Origin of the sequence: Vreelandella sp. F11 (assembly GCF_042466685.1) — a bacterium.
Taxonomy (GTDB): Bacteria; Pseudomonadota; Gammaproteobacteria; order Pseudomonadales; family Halomonadaceae; genus Vreelandella.
Window position 1 is genome coordinate 2,184,496 of sequence record NZ_CP170448.1, and the last position, 21,821, is coordinate 2,206,316.

19 protein-coding genes are annotated in these 21,821 nt (G+C 56.1%); 4 read left to right on the plus strand and 15 right to left on the minus strand.

The window, feature by feature from the left end:
* Positions 1-50: 50 nt before the first annotated feature.
* Together ACFIOZ_RS09870 and rnt are read right to left on the minus strand one after the other, a co-directional pair.
* Positions 51-1,310, minus strand: coding sequence for a 6-phosphofructokinase (locus ACFIOZ_RS09870; protein WP_386083611.1), 1,260 nt, complete (start codon positions 1,308-1,310; stop codon positions 51-53).
* Between the two features lie 242 nt (positions 1,311-1,552).
* Positions 1,553-2,221 (minus strand): ribonuclease T, encoded by a 669-nt coding sequence (rnt, locus tag ACFIOZ_RS09875; protein ID WP_088701590.1) that lies wholly within the window; start codon positions 2,219-2,221, stop codon positions 1,553-1,555.
* Positions 2,222-2,505: 284 nt separating this feature from the next.
* On the opposite strand from rnt, the gene ACFIOZ_RS09880 reads away from it, so the two are divergent.
* The 3 genes from ACFIOZ_RS09880 (at position 2,506) to ACFIOZ_RS09890 (ending at position 5,398) form a co-directional block, all read left to right on the plus strand.
* Positions 2,506-3,726: an argininosuccinate synthase gene (locus ACFIOZ_RS09880; protein WP_088701589.1), complete on the plus strand. Its 1,221-nt coding sequence runs from the start codon at positions 2,506-2,508 to the stop codon at positions 3,724-3,726.
* Positions 3,727-3,834: 108 nt separating this feature from the next.
* On the plus strand, positions 3,835-4,173 hold the full coding sequence (locus ACFIOZ_RS09885; RefSeq protein ID WP_386083614.1) for an HlyU family transcriptional regulator: 339 nt from the start codon (positions 3,835-3,837) through the stop codon (positions 4,171-4,173).
* Positions 4,174-4,210: 37 nt separating this feature from the next.
* Entirely contained in the window at positions 4,211-5,398 is a 1,188-nt protein-coding gene (locus ACFIOZ_RS09890; protein ID WP_386083616.1) for a DUF294 nucleotidyltransferase-like domain-containing protein, read from the plus strand.
* Here ACFIOZ_RS09890 and ACFIOZ_RS09895 read toward each other — a convergent pair.
* Genes ACFIOZ_RS09895 through ACFIOZ_RS09910 form a run of 4 tightly spaced genes read right to left on the minus strand, consistent with a single transcriptional unit; the run spans position 5,395 to position 10,803 of the window.
* Positions 5,395-8,160 carry an ATP-binding protein gene (locus ACFIOZ_RS09895; protein ID WP_386084044.1) on the minus strand — a complete coding sequence of 922 codons (2,766 nt, stop codon included), beginning with the start codon at positions 8,158-8,160 and terminating at the stop codon, positions 5,395-5,397. The two genes, ACFIOZ_RS09890 and ACFIOZ_RS09895, sit on opposite strands and share 4 nt — an antisense overlap.
* 2 nt (positions 8,161-8,162) lie before the next feature.
* Positions 8,163-8,372 carry a hypothetical protein gene (locus ACFIOZ_RS09900; protein ID WP_386083617.1) on the minus strand — a complete coding sequence of 70 codons (210 nt, stop codon included), beginning with the start codon at positions 8,370-8,372 and terminating at the stop codon, positions 8,163-8,165.
* The gene (locus tag ACFIOZ_RS09905; protein ID WP_386083619.1) at positions 8,372-10,432 is read right to left on the minus strand and encodes a 3'-5' exonuclease; all 2,061 of its coding nucleotides are present in this window, start codon (positions 10,430-10,432) and stop codon (positions 8,372-8,374) included. The genes ACFIOZ_RS09900 and ACFIOZ_RS09905 overlap by 1 nt, the downstream gene beginning before the upstream one ends.
* Positions 10,429-10,803, minus strand: a complete 375-nt coding sequence (locus ACFIOZ_RS09910) for a response regulator transcription factor (protein WP_386083622.1) — start codon at positions 10,801-10,803, stop codon at positions 10,429-10,431. The genes ACFIOZ_RS09905 and ACFIOZ_RS09910 overlap by 4 nt, the downstream gene beginning before the upstream one ends.
* Before the next feature lie 198 nt (positions 10,804-11,001).
* On the opposite strand from ACFIOZ_RS09910, the gene ACFIOZ_RS09915 reads away from it, so the two are divergent.
* Entirely contained in the window at positions 11,002-12,075 is a 1,074-nt protein-coding gene (locus tag ACFIOZ_RS09915) for a tRNA-queuosine alpha-mannosyltransferase domain-containing protein (protein WP_386083624.1), read from the plus strand.
* A 22-nt stretch (positions 12,076-12,097) separates the two neighbouring features.
* On the opposite strand, the gene nth is transcribed toward ACFIOZ_RS09915, so the two are convergent.
* The 9 genes from nth to metG all read right to left on the minus strand — a co-directional run bounded on the left by nth (position 12,098) and on the right by metG (position 21,761).
* Positions 12,098-12,736, minus strand: a complete 639-nt coding sequence (gene nth / locus ACFIOZ_RS09920) for an endonuclease III (protein ID WP_386083626.1) — start codon at positions 12,734-12,736, stop codon at positions 12,098-12,100.
* A 44-nt stretch (positions 12,737-12,780) separates the two neighbouring features.
* The gene (locus ACFIOZ_RS09925) at positions 12,781-13,482 is read right to left on the minus strand and encodes an electron transport complex subunit E (RefSeq protein WP_386083627.1); all 702 of its coding nucleotides are present in this window, start codon (positions 13,480-13,482) and stop codon (positions 12,781-12,783) included.
* On the minus strand, positions 13,479-14,129 hold the full coding sequence (gene rsxG, locus ACFIOZ_RS09930) for an electron transport complex subunit RsxG (protein ID WP_386083629.1): 651 nt from the start codon (positions 14,127-14,129) through the stop codon (positions 13,479-13,481). The genes ACFIOZ_RS09925 and rsxG overlap by 4 nt, the downstream gene beginning before the upstream one ends.
* Positions 14,126-15,181, minus strand: coding sequence for an RnfABCDGE type electron transport complex subunit D (locus ACFIOZ_RS09935; RefSeq protein WP_386083631.1), 1,056 nt, complete (start codon positions 15,179-15,181; stop codon positions 14,126-14,128). Before ACFIOZ_RS09935 ends, rsxG begins: the two co-directional genes overlap by 4 nt.
* On the minus strand, positions 15,178-16,833 hold the full coding sequence (gene rsxC / locus ACFIOZ_RS09940) for an electron transport complex subunit RsxC (protein ID WP_386083633.1): 1,656 nt from the start codon (positions 16,831-16,833) through the stop codon (positions 15,178-15,180). The genes ACFIOZ_RS09935 and rsxC overlap by 4 nt, the downstream gene beginning before the upstream one ends.
* Positions 16,833-17,435, minus strand: coding sequence for an electron transport complex subunit RsxB (gene rsxB / locus ACFIOZ_RS09945; protein ID WP_386083635.1), 603 nt, complete (start codon positions 17,433-17,435; stop codon positions 16,833-16,835). The genes rsxC and rsxB overlap by 1 nt, the downstream gene beginning before the upstream one ends.
* A 10-nt stretch (positions 17,436-17,445) precedes the next feature.
* Complete coding sequence (rsxA, locus tag ACFIOZ_RS09950) at positions 17,446-18,027, minus strand: electron transport complex subunit RsxA (protein WP_007114112.1); 582 nt, start codon at positions 18,025-18,027, stop codon at positions 17,446-17,448.
* Positions 18,024-19,622, minus strand: coding sequence for a diguanylate cyclase domain-containing protein (locus ACFIOZ_RS09955; protein ID WP_386083637.1), 1,599 nt, complete (start codon positions 19,620-19,622; stop codon positions 18,024-18,026). The genes rsxA and ACFIOZ_RS09955 overlap by 4 nt, the downstream gene beginning before the upstream one ends.
* A gap of 102 nt (positions 19,623-19,724) precedes the next feature.
* Entirely contained in the window at positions 19,725-21,761 is a 2,037-nt protein-coding gene (gene metG / locus ACFIOZ_RS09960) for a methionine--tRNA ligase (RefSeq protein ID WP_386083639.1), read from the minus strand.
* Positions 21,762-21,821: the final 60 nt, after the last annotated feature.

Below are 21,821 nucleotides of genomic sequence, written 5' to 3' on the forward strand. Positions count from 1 at the left end.
CTTCATCGCCCCGTTTTTTATTGCCGCTATTTTAGTCTTGAGGTGTTAACTTACAGCGTAAAAACAGGCAGCTTGCGCTCTGCTTTGGCCAGTTTCAGCTTGGCGACTTTAGGCAGGCCGTTCTCAAACGGCGGAAAGTCCTCTCCCTGAATCAGCGGTGAGAGATAGTCACGGCAGGTCTGAGTAATCGCAAAGCCGTTTTCACTGATAAAGTCCCGGGGCATAAACTTCTCTTGGTTAGCCACCTGGGAAAGCGGGGCAGAGATCACGTCCCACTGGTAGGGAGCCTGGGAGATACGGCGAATAGCCGGCATCATGGCGTTTTTACCCGCCAGCGCCAGGGTGACCGCTTCGCGGCCCACGGCATAGGCTTGTTCTACGTCGGTTTTAGACGCCAGGTGGCGCGCCGCGCGCTGCAAGTAGTCGGCGACTGCCCAGTGGTACTTGTAGCCCAAATCCTGCTTGATCATACCGGCAAGGGTCGGGGCTACGCCGCCAAGCTGACGGTGGCCGAACGCATCGGTATTGCCCGCATCGGCCAGGAAGGTGCCATCTTCATAGCGAGCGCCCTCAGAAACCACAATAACGCAGTAACCATACTGCTTAACACTCTCCTCAACCCGCGCCATCGCCGCTTTACGGTTAAAGGGTATCTCCGGGAAAATAATCATATGTGGCGGCTCGCCTTCGGCTTCGCCAGCTAACCCACCTGCAGCGGCGATCCAGCCCGCGTGGCGGCCCATGACTTCGAGCACAAATACTTTGGTAGAGGTGGCGCACATGGAGGCGATATCCAGCGATGCCTCCAGGGTCGAGGTGGCGATATACTTAGCGACACTGCCAAAGCCCGGGCTGTTATCGGTAATCGGCAGGTCGTTATCGACGGTTTTGGGCACGTGGATAGCGGTCAGCGGATAGCCCAGTTTCTCGGAAAGTTGCGAGACCTTTAAGCAGGTGTCTGCGCTGTCACCGCCACCGTTGTAGAAAAAATAGCGAATATCGTGGGCTTTAAAGACTTCAATTAACCGCTCGTACTGGGCGCGGTGGGTATCGATGTCTTTTAACTTATAGCGGCAGGAGCCAAAAGCGCCGCCGGGTGTATGGCGCAGGGCGGCAATGGCTTCATCGCTCTCCTGGGTAACGTCGATAAGGTCTTCCGTTAAGGCACCGATAATGCCGTTGTGACCGGCGTAAACCTTGCCAATCTGATCGGGGGCTTGGCGGCAAGCTTCGATAACGCCGCAGGCGCTGGCGTTGATCACGGCGGTAACGCCACCGGATTGGGCGTAAAAGGCATTATGCTGGGCCATGGAAACGTCTCATCTCCTGAAAGTGTATAGAGTTAGTCGAATGTATAGCGTTAGTCGATACTGTTTTAGCGCTCGTCTATGATCAACGCCAAGCTCACGTTACCCCTTAGCGTTCGTGCTAAACCACGCTGCTACATTGAGGCAAAGTCTAGCGTAAAGCCTGATGCTCTGCATCAGTGGCTCTCTGACTTCGTGGTGGCACTAGCAATAACATCTGGCGGCTGACGATTGACGGCGATGTGTTAATCAGCACCATCCATCTCTTGTTCACGCTGGGCAAGCTGCCAGCCGCCCAAGTCTTTATAGCGATTGACCATGGCGCAAAACAGCTCGGCGGTGCGTTCGGTGTCATAACGAGCGGAGTGGGCGGCCTTGTTATCAAACTCAATGCCCGCAGCACGGCATGCCCTGGCAAGCACCGTTTGCCCATAGATCAGGCCTGCAAGGGTGGCGGTATCAAAGCTTGAGAAAGGGTGGAACGGGTTGCGCTTAATCCCGCAGCGATTGACCGCTGCGTTGAGGAAACCCTGATCGAACGCTGCATTATGGCCGACTAAAATGGCGCGGGTGCAGTCGTGGGCTTTGATCGATTTACGAATCGGGCGGAAAATTTCCCCCAGCGCTTCAGACTCGCTCAGCGCCACTTGGCGGCGTAGCGGATCGTCCAGGTTAATCCCGGTAAAATCGAGCGCGGACTGCTCTACATTCGCGCCCTCGAAGGGCTGAATGTGGTAGGCATAGGTGGCATCAGGAAGCAGGTTGCCCTCCGGATCCATGGTCAGCGTGACGGCGGCTATCTCAAGCACAGCGTCGCCTTGGGCATTAAATCCCCCGGTTTCTAAATCAACGACCACGGGCAGGTAACTGCGAAAACGTTGGGCCATTAATTCGCGGGCAATTGCCTCGCTCATGCAGCTCTCCTTATCTTCAAGCGAGTAATAGTTGAAGCAGTAGTAATAAAGCGAGTACTCAATCAACATCAGCGGCAAGCCACCGCTTTGAATGGTGTGATTCTAGCAGCTTTAGTCCCCAGGCGTCGTTGACGGTATTCGCTGAGCATTGAGAGCGCTATACTCAAGATCTGTCTCAAGGGTTATGCCGACGAGCTATGCCAAAGAGCTATCACATTCGCCGGGTGCTAGTGGCAAGTGTGGTTTTTACTAATCAATATTTTATGGTCAACGAGGAGCAAAGAATGTCCGATGTCAAAAAGGTTGTGCTGGCGTATTCAGGCGGCCTGGACACATCCGTTATCGTTAAGTGGTTGCAAGAAACCTACAACTGCGAGGTAGTGACCTTTACTGCCGACATCGGTCAGGGCGAAGAAGTCGAACCGGCGCGAACCAAAGCGCAAGCGCTTGGCGTAAAAGAGATTTACATTGAAGACCTGCGCGAAGAGTTCGTGCGTGATTATGTTTTTCCGATGTTCCGCGCCAACACTATTTACGAGGGCGAGTACCTGCTGGGCACCTCTATCGCTCGCCCGCTTATTGCCAAGCGGTTGATCGAAATTGCCAATGAGACCGGTGCCGATGCTATTTCTCATGGTGCCACGGGGAAAGGTAACGACCAGGTGCGCTTTGAGCTTGGCGGCTATGCCCTGAAGCCAGGTGTAAAAGTCATCGCCCCTTGGCGCGAGTGGGACTTGACCTCTCGCGAGAAGCTAATGGCGTATTGCGAAGAGCATAAAATTCCGGTTGATTTCTCTAATAAAAAGAAAAAATCGCCGTACTCAATGGATGCCAATCTGCTGCACATCTCCTACGAAGGCGGCATTCTGGAAGATCCCTGGGCTGAAGCCGAAGACGATATGTGGCGCTGGAGTGTCTCTCCTGAAGCCGCGCCCGATACCCCCACTTACGTTGAGCTAACGTATGAAAAGGGCGATATCGTAGCGATTGATGGTGAGCCGCTGAAAGCTCATGAAGTGCTCGAAAAGCTCAATAAACTGGGTGGCGACAACGGCATCGGCCGTTTGGATATTGTTGAAAACCGCTATGTGGGCATGAAGTCCCGTGGCTGTTATGAAACACCAGGGGGCACGATCATGTTGCGCGCTCACCGCGCCATTGAGTCACTGACTCTGGATCGCGAAGAAGCCCACCTGAAAGACCAACTGATGCCGAAATATGCTGAAGTGATCTACAACGGTTACTGGTGGAGCCCCGAGCGTCGTATGCTGCAGGCCGCCATTGACGAGACCCAAAAGAATGTATCGGGCGTCGTGCGCATGAAGCTCTATAAAGGCAACGCTATCGTGGTGGGGCGTAAGTCTGATGAGTCGCTATTTGATGAATCAATCGCTACCTTCGAAGATGATGCGGGCGCTTACGACCAGAAAGACGCTGAAGGCTTTATTAAGCTAAACGCGCTCCGGTTGCGCATTGCTGCCGGTAAAGGGCGTAAGCAGAGCTAATTAAGCGCTGATAAAAGCAGCCTATACCTTGTAGGGTGGCTATCGCATTGCCGCCCTACAAGCAAAAGAGCCATGGTTTTTAAATATGGTTTTTAAAAAGGAGCCAGCATGCTAAAAAAAATACTTTCCGGCCTCTTTGGCAGTGATCGCCAGACTGAGTCGGGCGCTACCACCAGCGCTGCTGAGCCGGTGGAGTACAAAGGCTACGAGATTGTTTCTCAGCCAGACAACCAGAGCGGTCAGTACCGTGTTAGCGGTTGGATTCGTAAGGCTGACACCAGTGGTGAAACCCTGGAGCATCGATTTGAGCGTTCAGATATGCTCCCAGGGCGAGAGGCCTGCGATACCATGATGGTCACCAAAGCGCAGCGCTATATTGATGAAGTGGGTGAGGCGATGTTTGCACCAGACCCGCGCCAGGCAGGCAAGAGCGACCAAAGCGCGTAGAGTGCCGCTGCCATAACCTTTCGTGTAGGAGAGGCGTATGCGTTTAGTACACCAAGCCTCACCCTGGCGCTCTCTATTCCATGAGAATGGAACGCTCAACACTTCGGCGCTTAATGCGCCGTTAGAGACTCTTTTCTCGAAACGCTTTGCGACATCCTTCTCAGCGCACTCCCCAGCACTCTCTCAAGTACTCCCTCAAGTACTCTCCTCGCCGGGCTCCTCGTTGGCGGACGCCTATGCTTGGCAACTGCCGCTGGTGGAAACGTTGGTGCATTATGATCTCCCTGCCTGGCGTATTAGCCAGATTATCAGTGACCACAATGCATTGCTATACCGTCAGGCAGTAGCGCAGTCCCTGGAAGAGATGCAGGCCCAGGGCTGGGGTGCTCCGCCAGTCGACTACTGCGTGCTACTACTAGGTTCTGCCGCGCGCTTCGAGAGCCTGCTAGGCCCCGACCAGGATAATGCGCTGATTATTGACGATTATCCTGACCACCGCCACGTGGAGATCGACGGCTATTTTCAAGCCTTAGGTGAGCGGTTTACCCAGCGCCTGCATGAGGCGGGTATACCGCTCTGCCAGGGGCATGTCATGGCGCGCTGGCCGATGTGGCGCAAACGGCTTGGCGAATGGCAAGCACAGCTTGAGATATGGAGCGCTGACCGCCAGGTTAAGCGAGTTCAGCAGACCAATATTCTGCTCGATTTTGCCCCGGTAGCCGGTAATCCCGCGCTTGCTGCGCAGCTGGGTAAGCGTATCGCTTCGATACTTCCCAAAGCGTCACTGTTTATGGATGAAATGATGGTGCTACTGGATGAGCTACCGGTGGCGCTGGATCGTTTTGGGCGGCTCGCTTCAAGCCCCGGCCTGAACGCCCCCCACGAGCAAGCCATTAATCTTAAGCAGCAAGCTTTGTTGCCCTTGATCAGCGCTACACGCTTGCTCTGCTTGCGGCACGGGCTGGATGAAATAGCCACTCGTGACCGGTTGATCGCGCTCAGCCATTCAACGAATGCGCTAACGTCGGCTGAATCGGTGTTGCTTGTTGCTGCTTTTGAGCGCCTGCAACAGCGCCTATTGGATCAGCAGCGGTATAACAGAGCCCGTGGTCAAGCCGCAGATGGCTGGGTTGACCTGCGGCGGCTGCGCGAAGATGAGCGTCTACTGCTGAAGTTTGATTTACAGCAGATCCGAGTCTTTGTTCAGCGAGTGAAAAACACCTAGCACGGAGCAGAGAGGGCTGCGTCATCTGGCGCGGCGGGGAGTTCCAGCGTTAAACAGGCGCCGCCTAAGGTTTTGGCATCTTCAACCCAGAGCCGCCCTCCCAGGTGGGCGATAATGCCGCGACTAATCGGTAACCCTAAGCCACTCCCTCTTGGCCGACCTCGTGGAATATCATCGTCCTGCTGTATTTGATGGAATTTTTCAAATACTCGCTCACGCTCCTCTTCGCTAATCCCCGCGCCGTTATCCTCCACACTTAGGCGGAAATGACGGCGATGGCGATAAAGCGTAAGGCGCACTTTGGGCTGCTCGCGGTCAGCAAATTTACCCGCATTATCAAGCAGGTTAATAATCACCTGCTCCAAGCGGTCATGGTCGCCCACCACCATGGCGGGATCCGCTTCCAAGCTAATGTCTAACGCAATGCCGCGCTCCTCATGCAGATGCGCAATGGCGTCGATGCTGTGCCGTGCCAGATCGGCAAGGTCGAGGGGCACGGGGTTTAGCGTTAAACGACCACTCTCAAGGCGGGCGAGATCCAGGATCTCTTCGATTAAGCGTGACAGCCGCTGGCTTTCATGGACGATAACACCTAGAAAGTGCTGGCGCTTTTCGTCGGGTAGTTGTCCGCTATCGCGCAGAATTTCTGCAAAGGCGCGGATGGAGGTGAGGGGCGTGCGAAGTTCGTGGCTGACCATGGCCACAAACTCATCTTTCAAGCGATCCAGCTCGCGTAGCCGCTCATTGGCGCTACGCAACTCTTCGCCGATTTGTACCAACTCCTGGGACTTCTGCTCCAAGCGGCGGTTGTACTCCAGCGTTTGTGAGGTGGTGTCCAAAATGCTCAGAATTGACTCAATATCCAGTGCTTCACCGCGTACCACCGAGTTGATGAGCACTCGTGCTGAGGAGCTGCCCAGCGCGCCTGCCAGTGCCTGTTCGGCGCGGGTAATTAGCTCGGCGGTGGCGGGCTCATCCGCTGCATAGGTACTTTTGCTACCGCTATGACTAAACACGCGGCGGGTGGTCTGGGCACCCAAATAGCGAACAAGCAGCTCTTTGAGTGCCCCCTGGGTAGTTTGTCCGCGCCACAGTGACGAAGATAGTGAACTGGTTTGCAGGTTAGGGTGCATCGCTTCGGTGAATAGCGCTGCCTGGGTTTGCTCAAGGGGCGTAGGGCGGGTAAACAGCGATACAACCACCAACAGCCCCACATTCGCCAGCATGCTCCAGAGCAGAGAATGGGTATAAATATCCCAGTTCTCCAGGCCGAACAAACCATAGGGCATCAGCCATCCGATACCCCATGGCCCCTCGGTGAGCAGTGAAACATCTAGCCAGCCGGACTGCGCAAACCCAGGTAGCAGTAGGGTATAACACCAGGTCAAGAACCCGGCGATTAAGCCAACAGTGGCGCCTTGGCGAGTAGCTCCGCGCCAATACAGGCCAATCAACAGCGCCGGAGCGAACTGAGCCGCCCCGGCAAAGGAGACCAGCCCAATCGTCACTAAACTATAGGAGTCACCAATCAGCGCATGGTAGAGATAGCCAAGCAGCAGGATCAGCACGATAGCGATGCGGCGAATACCCAAGAGCCAACCGGCAAGCTCTCCTTTGGTGCTTAGGTGCAGACGCCGTGAACGCAGCAGCAGGGGCATCACTAACTGATTACTTACCATGGTGGAGAGCGCGATGGTCTCGACAATCACCATACCTGTCGCCGCAGACAAACCACCAATAAATACCAGTAGCGGCAACCCTTCCAAACCGGCGGAGAGCGGCAGCGTCAGCACGAAGCTGTCCGGGTCGCCCGCGCTTACACCAAGCAGCAGGCCTGCCAGGGCAATGGGAATAACGAACAGATTAATCAGCAGCATGTAGAGGGGGAAAAGCCAGCTCGCCCGCGTTAAATGCTGCTCATCGACATTCTCTACCACCAATACCTGGAACTGCCGGGGCAGGGTTAAAAAGGCCAGAAAGGCTAGCACTAGCATGCCCACCCAACCTGTGACGCCACCAGGCACACGATCCAATCGCATGCTATCGACAAGGGCGGGCGTGGCCGCTACCTGTTCAAACAGCGCGGCGGGGCCTTCAAACATCACAAATACGACAAAGACCCCAACGGCCATAAAGGCCACCAGTTTGACTATCGATTCCACCGCAATGGCCGCCACCATGCCTTCATGGCGCTCGCTAGCATCCAGGTGGCGGGTACCAAACAGAATAATAAATACCGCCAACACCAGAGCCACCCAGAGGGATTTATCCATCCAGAAGTGTTCATCCACCAAGGTGGTGTCGGCTGCGCGGGGATAATTGATCAGTACTGCATGGCTAACGGTAATGGCTTTTAACTGCAGAGCAATATAGGGGGTGATGCTAATGAGCGCCATCAGCGCCACCAGGGCACCTAAACTGGTGCTTTTGCCGTAGCGGGCGCTGATAAAGTCGGCAATGGAGGTGATCCGTTGCCGTGCGGCGATGCGCACCATCTTGCGGATGACAAAGGGAGCCAACAGCATCGCAAGCGTCGGCCCCAGGTAGATGAGTAAAAAGCTGGGGCCATACTCAGCGGCGCGCCCGACGCTGCCGTAGAAGGTCCAGGCCGTGCAGTAAACGGCGATAGAGAGGGCATAGACCGTTGGCGAGCCAATGATGGAACGACCCTGCTCCGCGCGTCGGTCGCCCCAGGCGGCGACCACAAACAGCAGCGCCAGATAGCCAAAGGCGGTGCAGAGGATAATCGCCTCACTACGCATGGCTAACGGCCCGCACGCTGTTCCATCAGCCAAGCGGTCAACCCAATGACCACTGCCCAGGCGATAAATAGATAGAGGGGAAGCCAGCCCACGCTAACGGTGGGGAGGCGATCGACCACGATAATCAGCGGCGGGCAGAAGAGTAGCAGGGCAATCGCCACCAGGGCGACTAGGCGCTCTATTTGACGTGATTTCATAACGAACGGTTTCATCAGGCACTGGCATCCTGTCGGTCGAAGGCGTTGGCTTGCAGCGCCAGCAGTTGCTCAAGTGTATCGACTCCACGGGCTTCCAGGCGTGGCAGCAGGGCTAACCATAGCTCGGCGGTGACGCGGGCATCGCCTAACGCAGTGTGGCGGGTGCCGGGTGGAAAAGCCAGGTCATAGCGCTGGGCCAAGCTATCCAGATCATGCCCATCGAGTGCTTCGTCCAGTGCCCGTGAAATCAGCAGGGTGTCGATGATGGGGATATCGAAGGCGACCCCCTTGTGGCTGATGGCGAGCAGATCAAAGGCAGCGTTATGGGCAAGCAGTACCGCTTCACCGACATAATCACGAAAGCGGGTAAGCACGATATCCAGCGGCGGCGCGCCAATCACGTCGGCATCGGTCAGCCCGTGAATCGCGGTGCTTGCAGGCGGGATCGGCCGCTGGGGATCCACTTTTTGATCGAAAACCTCGCTGGCCAATAAACGCGCGTTGACCACGCGGCAGGCGCCAAGACTGATTACCGTGTCGCCACGGCGCAGCTCAAGCCCTGTTGTTTCTGTATCAAAAGCGACGATTTCCAGGCTGCGCAGCGTTCGGCAGGCCAGCGCTTCATCTGGTGGGGGCAGGTCGGCAATACCAAAGTCATGGAACTCAGGACGCGGCGGAGCGGTTTCGCGAGGGGCGCCGACGCGTTCCATGGCAGGCAGGGGAAGTCTTAGGCGTGAATAAATGCCATTATCGTCGGCCAAGCTCCAGATGTCGCTGGCGTGTTGGCGTAGCACATCGGCGACGCTGGGCGTCAACGGCAGTGAGTTGAGCGGCTGCTGGCGCCACTCCCCCAGTTCATGCTCGGGGATCGCCTTGCCACGCCAAATAAGGTCTAGGTAGACGCGTTTGTTACCCAGGCATATCTCACCTTCAAAGCCACTGTCAGGAAGGTGGGCATTGAGGTGTTTGACCAGTGAGTCAAACAGCGCGATCAACGCAGGGGCGTCGCCTTTAAACCAAGCGGGCATGCCCACCGGGGTGATTAAGCGGTGCTCCGGGTCAAGACGCTCGTCCAGCGCTTGCCAGAAGTCGTTTGACCACATGGGCGTTAAGCGCTCGCCCTGGTGTTGCATATCGTCGAGCAATTGGCCGATTTTAGCCACGTTGTCGCCGAGTGTAGCGCCTTCTTCTTGGATAACCCGCTCAAAACGCTGGCGCAAAGCAGACGTGCTGGCATCATTTTGATTGCGCAGTTGAATCAATGCATCGGCGGCGCTGGTCAGGCTGGCGGTATGCTGACGCAGCGGTGTCAGCATATCGGCCAATTCCGCCCTAACGCCCATTTCACTCGACCAGGAGGCGGTGGCATCACTAAAGGTCAGCAGTGTTTCGCCATCGCTACCCGGCACGCGGCGCAAAATCACCTTGAGCCAGCGGTCATCGCAGGGCGCTAGTAGCTCTCTTGGGGAGCCGTCGTTGGGCAGTTGGCTTAGCATTTGCTGTAAGCTCGCCACCGGTAGCAGCGCCTCCAGGCGTTTGCCCAGTCCCAGTCCTGTATTACTCTCGAAAAAGTCCTCTGCCGCCTGGTTGAACAGCATAAGACGGCGGTGGTGATCGCACAGTAGCAGCGGTGTTTCAAGCACTTGCAGCAGCGTTTCCAACTCTTGGCGAATGCGTGCCGCGCTGCGGGCGCCGTCAGCGTGGGCGGTGGCTAAACGGCTACGATCCGAACGCCAGCTTTCGCGTACACGGCGTAGGTCGGGCCCCAGTCCTTTGAGCCAGCCTTCAGGTGGGTGTTCGTCCCGGGCATCAGGATTGGCGACTAAGCGCGCTAGCTGCACCTGTAAATGGCGCAGTGGAGTAAACAGCATGCGCTCAAGCACCAAACCGACTAAAAAAATCGTTGCTCCACCGGAGAAGCTGCCTACCCAGAGGGCGATGCGGGTTACCCCGGTGGGGGCGAGCTGGGCGTCCAACCAGGCGGCAAAAATGGCCCCACCCAACACACTGATGCCGCTGAGCAGCAGCCAGAGACCAATCAGGCGCTGACGTTTGGGCAGCCCGCCTCGCGTCATGGCTGCTCCTCACTGAGTAGTGCTTTGACTTTTTCCACTAGCGACTGGGTAGAGAAGGGCTTGGTGATGTAATCATCGGCGCCCAGCGCCATGCCTTTTTCCCTCTCTACATCACGCCCGTGAGCGGTCAGCATGATAATCGGCAGTTGAGCGGTGGCTGCTTCGCTGCGCAGCCGCTCCAGCACGTCAAAACCGCTCATTCCCGGCAGGCTAATATCCAGCAGCAGTAAATCGGGCTGGCTCTCATTCACTCTTGCCAGTGCCTGTTCACCATCTTCGGCAGTGACGACCTCAAACCCCGCTTGCTCCATCAGGAATTCCAGCGACAAAACAATGTTGGGTTCGTCATCGACAACGAGCACTTTAGCCATGGAGCTCTCCCGCTTTTATTTGTTTTAACATTGCCTGGAGTCTAGTTAGATCTTACAGGTCAGCCAAGACGACCTTGGCCGAATGCAGGTAAGAGAATGGAGCAATTACAAAAGAGCTCTCTTACGCGTTTTGCTACACTGCACGCCTCTTTGCCATGGCTTGATGGCCTCCCACTGATCTGCTTACTAAGGCTGACAATGCGCGTACTCCTGTTATCCGCCTACGAAGCGGTGAGTCATCGCTATTGGGCACACAGTTTGATGGCTCAGCTCGATGAGTTTTCGTGGACGCTGTTGAGCCTGCCGCCACGCCATTTTGCTTGGCGTATTCGCGGTAACCCACTGAGCTGGATGTTAAAAGAGCATGACACTCTCAGTCAGTCATTTGATGTGGTGTTAGCGACCTCGATGGTGGATCTGGCAACCCTGGTAGGACTGTTTCCGCATCTTGGCCGGGCAAAAAAGGTCGTCTACTTTCACGAAAACCAGTTTGCCTATCCGGAATCGAGCGATCAGGTGTCTCAGGTAGAGGCCAAGATGGTCAATCTCTATGCGGCGCTGGCGGCGGATTCAGTGGTGTTTAACAGCGCCTATAACCGCGACTCTCTTATTGATGGTGCGCGGGCCTTTCTGAAAAAAATGCCGGAAAATCTCCCGGTAGCTAAGCCGCTGGAGGCGCTGCGTGTGCGGGCGCTGGTTTTACCTGTGCCCATTGCTGACAGCTCTGAACGTCTCCCGCAAGCGGCTGTTCACAAGAGAGTGCCACACAGAATTGTCTGGAACCATCGCTGGGAGTATGACAAGAATCCCGACGACTTCTTTGCCGTGCTGTTTGCATTAAGCGATGCCGGGGCGGCCTTTGAGCTGGCAGTACTGGGCCAGCGTTTCCGGCAAACCCCCGCTATTTTTGCCGAGGCGGAGCAGCGCTTAGCCCCTCATATTGTGGCGTGGGGCCCGCAGCCGGAGGAGGCGTATCGGGCGTTGCTGGATAGCGCGGGCATTGTGGTCTCGACTACCTGGCATGAGTTTCAGGGGTTGGCGATTATGGAGGCGGCCCAGCGCGGGGCGCTGCCTCTGGTGCCTGATCGGCTCTGCTTTCCCGCTCTTTATCCGCCCGCCTATCGCTACGACGGCACGCGGCAAGGGCTTTACGACCGACTCACTGCTTGGCTTACCGATCCGGCTAGCCGTCCAGAAACTCTCGATACCTCCGCATGGGAGTGGCCCGCCTGGCGTAGGGCTTATCGACAATTGCTGATGGATTCAGCTTGAGGGCCTGGGCTTTCGTTAGCCGCTAAGCAATCTCAGTTTTGTCTTTAAACTCGCACAGATCCTCGATAATACAGCTACCGCAGCGAGGCTTGCGCGCGATGCAGGTGTAGCGGCCGTGAAGAATCAACCAGTGGTGAGCATCGTGAAGAAATCCTTTTGGCACATGGCGCAGTAGTTTTTGCTCCACCTCAACGACATTTTTGCCTTTAGCGATGCCGGTGCGGTTGGAGACCCGGAAAATATGCGTATCCACCGCCATGGTGGGTTGACCAAAGGCGGTATTGAGAATCACATTGGCGGTTTTACGGCCAACGCCAGGCAGGGCCTCCAAGGCTTCGCGGGTATTGGGCACTTCGCCGCCGTGCTGGTTGACCAGGATGTGGCAGGTTTTCATCAAGTTTTCGGCTTTGGTGTTATACAAGCCGATGGTTTTGATGTGCGTTTTTAGTTCATCGATACCTATATCGATGATCCCTTGGGGGGTGTTGGCGACGGGATAGAGTCGCGCCGTGGCTTTATTTACCCCCACATCGGTGGCTTGTGCAGAAAGCAGCACGGCGGCAAGCAGCTCAAACGGCGTGCTCCAATTTAGCTCGGTAGTCGGATGGGGATTTTCCGCCTGGAGGCGAGTAAAAATTTCATGACGCTTTTGGGCATTCATGGCGGGTCTCTTTATGGATACAAGCGATTGTTTACGTGTGCCGTTTACTTAATCGTGCCGGTGACCCGCACGCGTCGATCGGCGCGCGGTGTGGCTGCCGCTGGTCGGGCACGGGCAGCGCTACGTTGGTCGATGACATTTTTCAGGGCGATTAACATACCCGCCACAAAGAACGCCCCCGGCGGCAGCACAAAAAACAGAAACTGGTAGTCGTCGGCAATGGTCAGCTGCCAATTGGCCGCGCTAGGCCCAAACAGTAGCGCCATACCGCTGAATAGCGTGCCTTGGCCGAGCAACTCGCGTAGTGCGCCAAGCAGCACCAGCACAGCACCAAAACCGAGGCCCATCATCAAGCCATCGATAGCCGCGGGGAGTACCGGCTGGCGGGAGGCAAAGGCATCGGCGCGACCAAGAATGGCGCAGTTGGTGACGATCAGTGGAATAAAAATCCCCAATACCTGATAGAGCGGGTAGGCATAGGCCGCCATCAGCAGCTCAGCGCAAGTGACAAAAGCGGCAATCACCATTACAAAAGCGGGCAGTCGCACCGCATTGGGTACCTGGTGGCGTATCAGTGAAATCGCCGTGCTGGCGCCGACCATCACCAGCAGCGTGGCGATGGCTAAGCCTAGCGCATTGACCACGCTGCCGCTGACGGCCAGCAGCGGGCAGAGCCCCAGCAATTGAACCAGGGCGGGGTTATTCGACCAAAGGCCACTTCGGGCGAGTTCGCGCCACTGGCTCATGGTGTGGGCTCCTCAATGGTGATCGGTAGCGGTGTATCGGCTGCGTACTGAAGCGCTTTATGGACAGCGTTGACCACGGCCCTGGGGGTAATCGTCGCACCGGTAAACGCATCAAAGTGACCGCCATCTTTAGCTACCGCCCAGCCTTCTGGCGGCAAGCTATCTAACCTTAATCCATTAAACTCGGTGATCCAGTCGCTGCGGCTGCGCTCAATGTCATCGCCTAGCCCAGGCGTTTCCTGGTGCTGGGTAACGCGCACGCCGCTAATACGCTGCTGCTGGTCGATGCCTATTAACAAGTGAATTTCACCGTTATACCCCTGGCGGGTTACCACTGGCAAAATCACCGCGCTGCTCTCGTTCTCGTTACTGTCTTGATCGCTCACCCACCAGCCTTGGCTATCGCTCTGAAGTCCTAGTGCTTCTGGATTGGGGATCGTAAAGGTGCTTTCCAGCACCTGAGTGACGGGTGTATTCGCCAGAGTTTGGGGCAACACGGCTTGAAGCTGACGGTGCTGGTAAGCCAATTGATGCGTTTCTATACGTTCGGCGGTTAGCGCCCGGGTAAGCGCGACGCTGCCTGCGGTGACCAGGGCAAAGGTGCCCAGCGCAAAGGCACCCCGCTGCATGGCCTGAAAGAGAGTCATGGCCGCTCTCCTGGCTCTCTTGGCGTTCCTGGAGCGGCTTTAGGCTGACCAGTGGGGCGCGGTACGCTATATAGGTCAAGTAGGGGTACGCAGAGGTTCATTAACAGTACCGCAAACGCCACTGCGTCGGGGTAACCGCCAAAGGTGCGGATAATGATCACCAGAACGCCAATGCCCGCGCCATAGATGAGTTTGCCACGCCGACTAGTGGCGGCGGAAACCGGGTCGGTGGCAATAAAGAAGGCACCAAATAGCGTTGCCCCGGTGAGTAAGTGAAACAGCGGCGAGGCATAGTGGCTCGGGTCGCTGAGGTAAAACAGCGTGGCCAGGAGCAGTACGCTACCCAGCATCGCTACCGGGATGTGCCAGCTAATAATTCTCTTCGCCAGCAGTAATACACCCCCCGCTAACCAAGCGAGAGCCACCCATCGCCAGGCGCTTAGGGTTCCATCCGGTAGTGGATTAGTCGCCCAGAACTCGCTGGCAAGCACCGCCTCGCCTTTGTGTTTGAACGCATCAAGGGGCGTGGCGCCGCTCAAACTATCCAGTTGGGCGGTGGGTAGCGTTCCAGCAATTTGCGCCCATAAGCCGTTGGGTAGCAATTCCTGGGGCGGTGCCCACAGCGTCATGTAGGCAGGAAACGATACCAACAGCAGTGCATAGCCCACCATGGCGGGGTTAAAGGGGTTATGTCCCAAGCCGCCGTATAGCTGCTTGGCGACCACAATCGCGGCGACCATGCCCACACCGATCAGCCACCAGGGGCTAGCGGGTGGCAGTGATGCACCCAGCAGAACGCCGGTAAGCAGAGCGCTTGAGTCATTCAGCGCGACACCAATGGGGCGCATGCGTAGTCGCAGCACGGCGGCTTCCAGCGCAACGCCGAAAGCGGCTGCGAGGAGTACATTGCTGATAACGCCAAGCCCAAAGAAGTAGCTCATTGTGGCGATGCCTGGCAGTGTTGCCACTATTACCCAGCGCATTAGGCTCGCCGTTGGTGGTACAGCTGCCGCCGCAGCATCCTTAACGGTTGAGGCGTGCATCATGCTCATGGTGACCCCTCGCTGGAGTGCTGTTCGCGCGCCTGGGCAAGCTGCAACTCAGCCGCCTTTAAGTTCTCTTGTGCCGTGGCAAGCTGCGTTTCCAAATCATCCAGCGGCTGCTTGGGGTCTTCCTGTGCGATGCGCGCCAGGGTTTTCTCAGCCTTTTTGACCGATGCTTTCGCGGCGGCATGGGCAATCCGTAGGCCACGCAGGTCTACCTGCTCACTGCTGGTGGCGGCCGTGTTCGAAGGGCGGCGTTGTTGCGCCTGACGGGCTTGCTTGCGAGCCTGTTTCTCGGCTTCTTCACGGGCGAGCCGTGCTTGGCGATGTTCGAAGCGGTGTTTGGCGTGCTCTGCTTTCGCGGCCTCTATCCGCTGCAGGCGTATTCGACTTTTAGCTTCGCGGTAATCCACCACTAGCGGAATATGGCTGGGGCAGACGTAGCTGCAGGCGCCGCACTCAATGCAGTCAAACAGGTGATAGCGCTCCAGCTTGGTGTCTTCCTGAGCGCGGGCGTACCAGTGCAGCTGTTGGGGAAGCAGTGCTACCGGGCAAACGCTTTCGCACTCACCGCAGCGGATGCAGGGCGATTCCGCTGGGGGCGGCGGTAGCTCATCAAGGGTGGCGGCGATCAGGCAGTTGGTGCGTTTGGTGACCGGGGTATCCAGCGTCAGTAGCGGGGTTCCCATCATCGGGCCGCCCTGAATCACTTGGTTTAGCGCCGAGTGGTTCAGCTCCGCTTCCTCTAATAGTTGCTTGACTGAAGTGCCCAAGCGCACCCAGCGATTGCCGGGCAGGGCAATCGCCTCACCGGTCAGAGTGACGACTCTGGAGACTAGTGGCTGGCCATCGCGGACGGCGTGCAGGATTGCCAACAGTGTGCCGGGATTATGGCACAGTACCCCCACATCAGCGGGCAGGCCGCCACTAGGCACGTTAAGATCTAGCAGCTTTTTAATTAGCTGACGCTCACCGCCGCTGGGGTAGCGCGTAGGGATGACGGTTAGCTCAACCGGCACGGGTTGGCTATCAGGCAGGGCATGCTGCAGTGCTGCAATGGCCTCAGGTTTGTTATCTTCAATGCCAATAATAATCTGCTGCGCGCCGCACAGTTTGGCGACGATCTGCGCACCTTCGAGCACCTCATTAGCGTAGTGGCGTAGAGTGAGGTCGTCAGCGGTGATATAGGGCTCACACTCGGCGGCGTTAATCACCAAGTTGTGAATCGCATGCTCCTCGACCACCCGCGCTTTAATATGGGTGGGAAACCCAGCTCCGCCTAGGCCGACAATCCCGCTCTCACTCAAACGCTCCAGCAACGCTGCGGTATCCGCAATGCGCCAGTCGAGGCTGGGCAGCCGCTGCCACTCATCCTGGCCATCGCCCTCAATGGTGATTTGGGTAGCGCTAACCTCGCTTACCGTGCCGCTAATGCTGGCGTGCAGATGACTGGAAATCATTCCTTCCCGTTTGGCAATCACGCTGCCTACTTTTACGGCCTCGCCCGCTGACACGCAGGGGGTGGCGGCCTGGCCGCTATGCTGCTGCAGGGGGAGAGTGACCCGCGGGGGCAGTGGCGCTTCACTCAGTGCAGATTGGTTGGAGCGCTGTTTACGCTCCGGTGGGTGAATGCCACCAGGGAAGTCATAGCTGCCCGGCATCAAGCCACCCCCGAAGCGGGTTGGCGGTCGCTAGCAATCACGCTTGCGCTTGATGAGAGTGTCACTACCGGCTGCCACTGGTTGAGCGGGGTTGAACGGGGCAGCATATCAATGCAGTCTACTGGACAGGGATCTAGGCAGAGATCACAGCCGGTGCACTCGTTTTCAATGACGGTGTGCATCAGTTTAGCGGCACCGATAATTGCGTCGACCGGGCAGGCTTGAATACACTTTGTGCAGCCAATGCACTCTGCTTCGCGAATAAAGGCCACTTTGGCCTCGCTCTGGGCCTCACCGTCGAGGGGCTCGGCTTCACGGCCTAAGAGATCCGCCAGGGCGTGAATGGTCGCTTCGCCACCGGGGGGGCATTTGTTCAACGCATCGCCCTGGTTAATCGCTTCGGCGTAAGGACGACAGCCCGGGTAACCGCACTGGCCGCACTGCGTTTGCGGCAGTAGCGCATCAATCTGCTCAACTAGCGGGTTATCTTCGCGCTTAAAGCGCTCGCTCACCACGCCCAGTAGGGCACCAAAACCGATACCCAGTCCGGTGAGTACCGCGACGGTGCTAAGGATGCCAATGAGATCAATGCTGCTATTCATCGCGCTGCCCTCATCCCTGCACCAAGCCTGAAAAGCCGAGAAAGGCCAGCGACATTAGACTGGCGGTGACCATGGCAATGGCGGCACCTTGGAAGGGTTTGGGTATATCGGCCCCCGCTAAACGTTCGCGCATGGCGGCAAATAGCACCAAAATAAGAGAGAAGCCCAATGCTGCGCCCAAACCATATAGGGTGGTGTGAAAAAAGCTTAATTCCCGGTTGAGCGACAAAAGCGCAACCCCCAATACCGCACAATTTGTCGTGATTAACGGCAGAAAAATGCCCAGCACTTGATGCAGCAGCGGGCTCAGCTGGCGCACCATGATTTCTGTAAACTGCACCACGGCGGCGATCACCACGATAAAGCTAATAGTGCGCAGATAAGTGACGTCAAGGGGCACCAGTAGGCCGTGGTAGACCACGAAGCTAGCGGCCGACGCCAGGGTCAACACAAAGGTGGTGGCCAGGGACATACCCATGGCCGACTCCAGTTTGTTAGAGACGCCCATAAAGGGGCACAGGCCCAGAAACTGAACCAGTACGAAGTTGTTGACCAGGGCAGTGCTGATCAAAATGATAAATAACTCACTCATGACAGCGTATTGTGCGAAGAAAAGGCGGTGTTGGCTAGCGAAGGCGTATAGACCTTGGCGCAGTGTCGGCCTGCTGCCTTGGCAGCATAGAGCGCTTGGTCGGCGGTCGTCATTAATACACTGGGCGTCATGGCGCCCTCTATGTTCAACTGGCTAATGCCAATACTAACGGTGACATATGAAGCCACGGGTGACACCTGGTGAGGTTGCTGTAATTGGTCGATGGCATGGCTAAGCGCTTGGCTCTTCTCCACTGCCTGGGTGGCGGAAGTGGCAGGTAGCATGGCACTAAACTCTTCGCCGCCCGTGCGCGCTATAAAAAATCCGTGGGTAGAGGCGACGTTATGCATCGCCTGAGCTACCCGCTGCAAACAGACGTCACCTTCAGGGTGTCCATAATGATCATTAAACAGTTTGAAATGGTCAATATCTATCATCATGACAGTGAGTGGCTGACCAGAGGCTATGGCGATATTCACCAACTCTTGCAAGCGTTGATCGAATAGGCGGCGGTTGGGTAAGCCGGTTAGGGGGTCATGGGTAGAAAGCTCAATTAGGTCGGCGTTAAGTTGCTGTTGGCGCTTAAACTGCTTTTGAAAAGCGCGCGCGAGTATGCCTATTTCATCACCACGCAGCAACAAGCTGTGTGCCCCTTCAAGATCATCACTGGCTTGCTGGGTGAAACGGGTTAAGATTTTGAGGGGCTTTAGGATAATGCGCTCTAATAGCAGCAGTACAAGGACTATAACCAATAGCATCAAGCAGGCTGTCCATAACAAGACGTAGCGAAAGGTCTCTAAGCTGGCCAAGTAACTGGTGCGGTTAAGCTGAGTTCCCAACGCTAGCTGCTCGTTGAGTGGATAGGTAGATAAGTAACGCTGGGCAAAGATGGTGTTGCCACTGATGGTAATAGCAATATCTTTACTCTCACTGCTATTAACCACCGATAGCGTCGTTTCTAGCCCAGTATAATCTTCAATTAAAGCAAGCCACGCATTATCCATGGGACGCACTTTAAACAGCCAGCCCTGGGATGGGCCGCTTTCGTCGGTACGAAAAATAGGATTGGAGGCCACTATTAGCGGCGGTGAGCCCGCATACAGCTCGCTTTTACCCTGTTTGGGATCTTCTTTAATGGAAGCCTGCATAGTGCGAATCAATCCTGACATCCAACGGCAATCACGCTCTGTACTGTAGCAGGTGTGGTATTGACCGGTAGCGGGATTGATGCCGGCTAAAAAATGCACACCGCCTTCTGCGTTGAAAAAGGCCATTAACTGGTAGCCCATCTCTTCAAACATTTGCTGGCTAAAATTGGTATCGGTATAGCCAGGGTAGTTACCTTGGACGAATTCGTAAGTATCGTCCCAAATTGCCCAATCTCGCGCCTGGGCCAATAAATTTTGTTGGCTGATCTGCAAAGCGCGTTCAATCTTCCTCAACTCTTGTGTGACTACCGCGCGCTCTTCTTTATGCAGTGCTGGGAATATTACCCACCTGCTCAATACCACTAAGGACATAAGCGCGATGAGCAAAACGCCACCCAAGGCGGCTAGAAAGCGAAAGCGCAAAGATCGGGAGTAGTGTTGAACCATAAGGTGTGCCTGAGCAAAGCGAGGAAAATAGCTATCAAAAATAAAAAAACAAAAGGGGCAAAGACGGTTAGCCTCTGCCCCCTCATTAGCGAAATACGCTAATTATGTTACCCGTTGACCCGGTTCTGCACCCGTGTCTGGGGAAAGCAAATAAATGCCCTCTTCATTGGCAGAGGCTAACACCATGCCTTCCGATACGCCAAAGCGCATTTTCCGAGGTGCCAGGTTGGCGACCATAACCGTTAAGCGGCCTTCCAGGGCTTCCGGGGCGTAGGCTGAGCGAATGCCGGAGAAGACGTTGCGGGTTTCGCCACCAAGGTCGAGGGTCAATTGCAGCAGCTTGTCGGCGCCTTCGACGTACTCTGCTTTGGCGATCCGCGCAATGCGCAGGTCGACTTTGGCAAAGGCGGCGAAGTCGATCTCCTCAGCGATAGGGTCTTCCGCCAGCGGGCCTTTGGGCGCTTCTTTCAATTTTTGCTCTTCCACGAGATCTTCCTTCGACGCTTCAATCATGGCATCGATTTTGTCGCGTTCAACGCGGGTCATCAGCGGTTTGAATTTGTTGATCGAATGATCGGTGAGCACGCTTTGGCGAGTGTGCCAATCCAGCGACTCAACGTTAAGAAATGCGCGGGCCTCTTCAGCCATGGCGGGAACCACAGGAGCCAGGTAGACCATCAACTGGCGGAACAGATTAATGCCTACCGAGCATATCTCAAGCACCTCTGTGTCGCGGCCATCCTGCTTGGCTAGCGCCCAGGGCTCTTTGTCAGCAATGTAGGTGTTGGCTTCATCCGCCAGTTCCATAATTTTGCGCATTGCACGGCTAAATTCCCGAGCTTCAAAGTCTTCGGCAATGTCATCACCGGCGGCAATAAAGCGGGCGACCATCTGTGGCTCAGCGCAGTGGCTTGAGAGACTGCCGCCGCCAAGCTTTTTAACAAAACCGGCGCAGCGGCTGGCAATGTTGACTACCTTGCCGACTAGGTCGGAGTTTACCCGCGCGGCAAAATCGTCCAAATTCAGATCCAGGTCATCAACTTTGGAAGTAAGCTTGGCGGCAAAGTAGTAGCGCAGATATTCCGGGTTGAGATAATCGGCGTAGGTGGCGGCTTTAATAAAGGTGCCGCGGGATTTCGACATCTTGGCGCCGTCTACCGTCAGGAAGCCGTGGCAGTTGACGGCGGTGGGGGTGCGCAGATCTGCGCCATGTAGCATGGCGGGCCAGAACAGCGCGTGGAAGTAGACGATATCTTTGCCGATAAAGTGATACACCTCGGCGTCGGAGCCTTTGTTCCAGAAGCTGTCGAAGTCGATGCCTTCGCGGTCACACAGGTTCTTAAAGCTGGCCAGGTAGCCGATGGGAGCGTCCAGCCAGACATAGAAGTATTTGCCTGGGGCATCAGGGATTTCGAAGCCAAAGTAGGGGGCGTCGCGGGAGATATCCCACTCATTAAAACCGGACTCAAACCACTCCATCAGCTTATTGCGAATTTGCGGCTGCACATGACCGTCGTCGATCCAGCCCTGCAGGAAGTCGGCAAAGTCAGGCAGCTTAAAGAAGTAGTGGGTCGAGGTGCGTACTTCGGGCGTGGCGCCTGAAATAGCCGAAACCGGGTTGATCAAGTCGGCTGGCGTGTAAGTAGCGCCACACTTTTCGCAGTTGTCGCCATACTGGTCATCGGCGCCACATTTAGGGCAGGTGCCTTTAATAAAGCGATCCGCTAAAAACAAGCCTTTTTGCGGGTCGAACATCTGCTCGATATCACGGGTGGCGATATGGCCTTTGTCACGCAGGCGCTTATAAATCATTTCGCTGAAGTGGCGGTTTTCAGTCGAGTGAGTCGAGTGGTAGTTGTCGAATCCGACCCCAAAGCGTGCGAAGTCTGTTTGGTGGTCGTTGGAGACACGCTCAATCAGCGCTTCAGAGGTAATCCCTTCCTGCTCGGCTCGCAGCATAATGGCAGTGCCATGGGCGTCATCGGCACACACGTAGTAGCACTGTTGGCCACGGCTTTTCTGAAAACGTACCCAGATATCAGTCTGGATATACTCAAGTAAGTGACCGAGGTGAATGGCTCCGTTGGCGTAGGGGAGCGCGCTAGTCACCAAAATGTTGCGCGTGGCGGTAGTAGACATGGTGAAGGTTAATTCCGAGTGAATAGGGGTGCCGGTTCGGCAATAACAAAAACGCGGCGA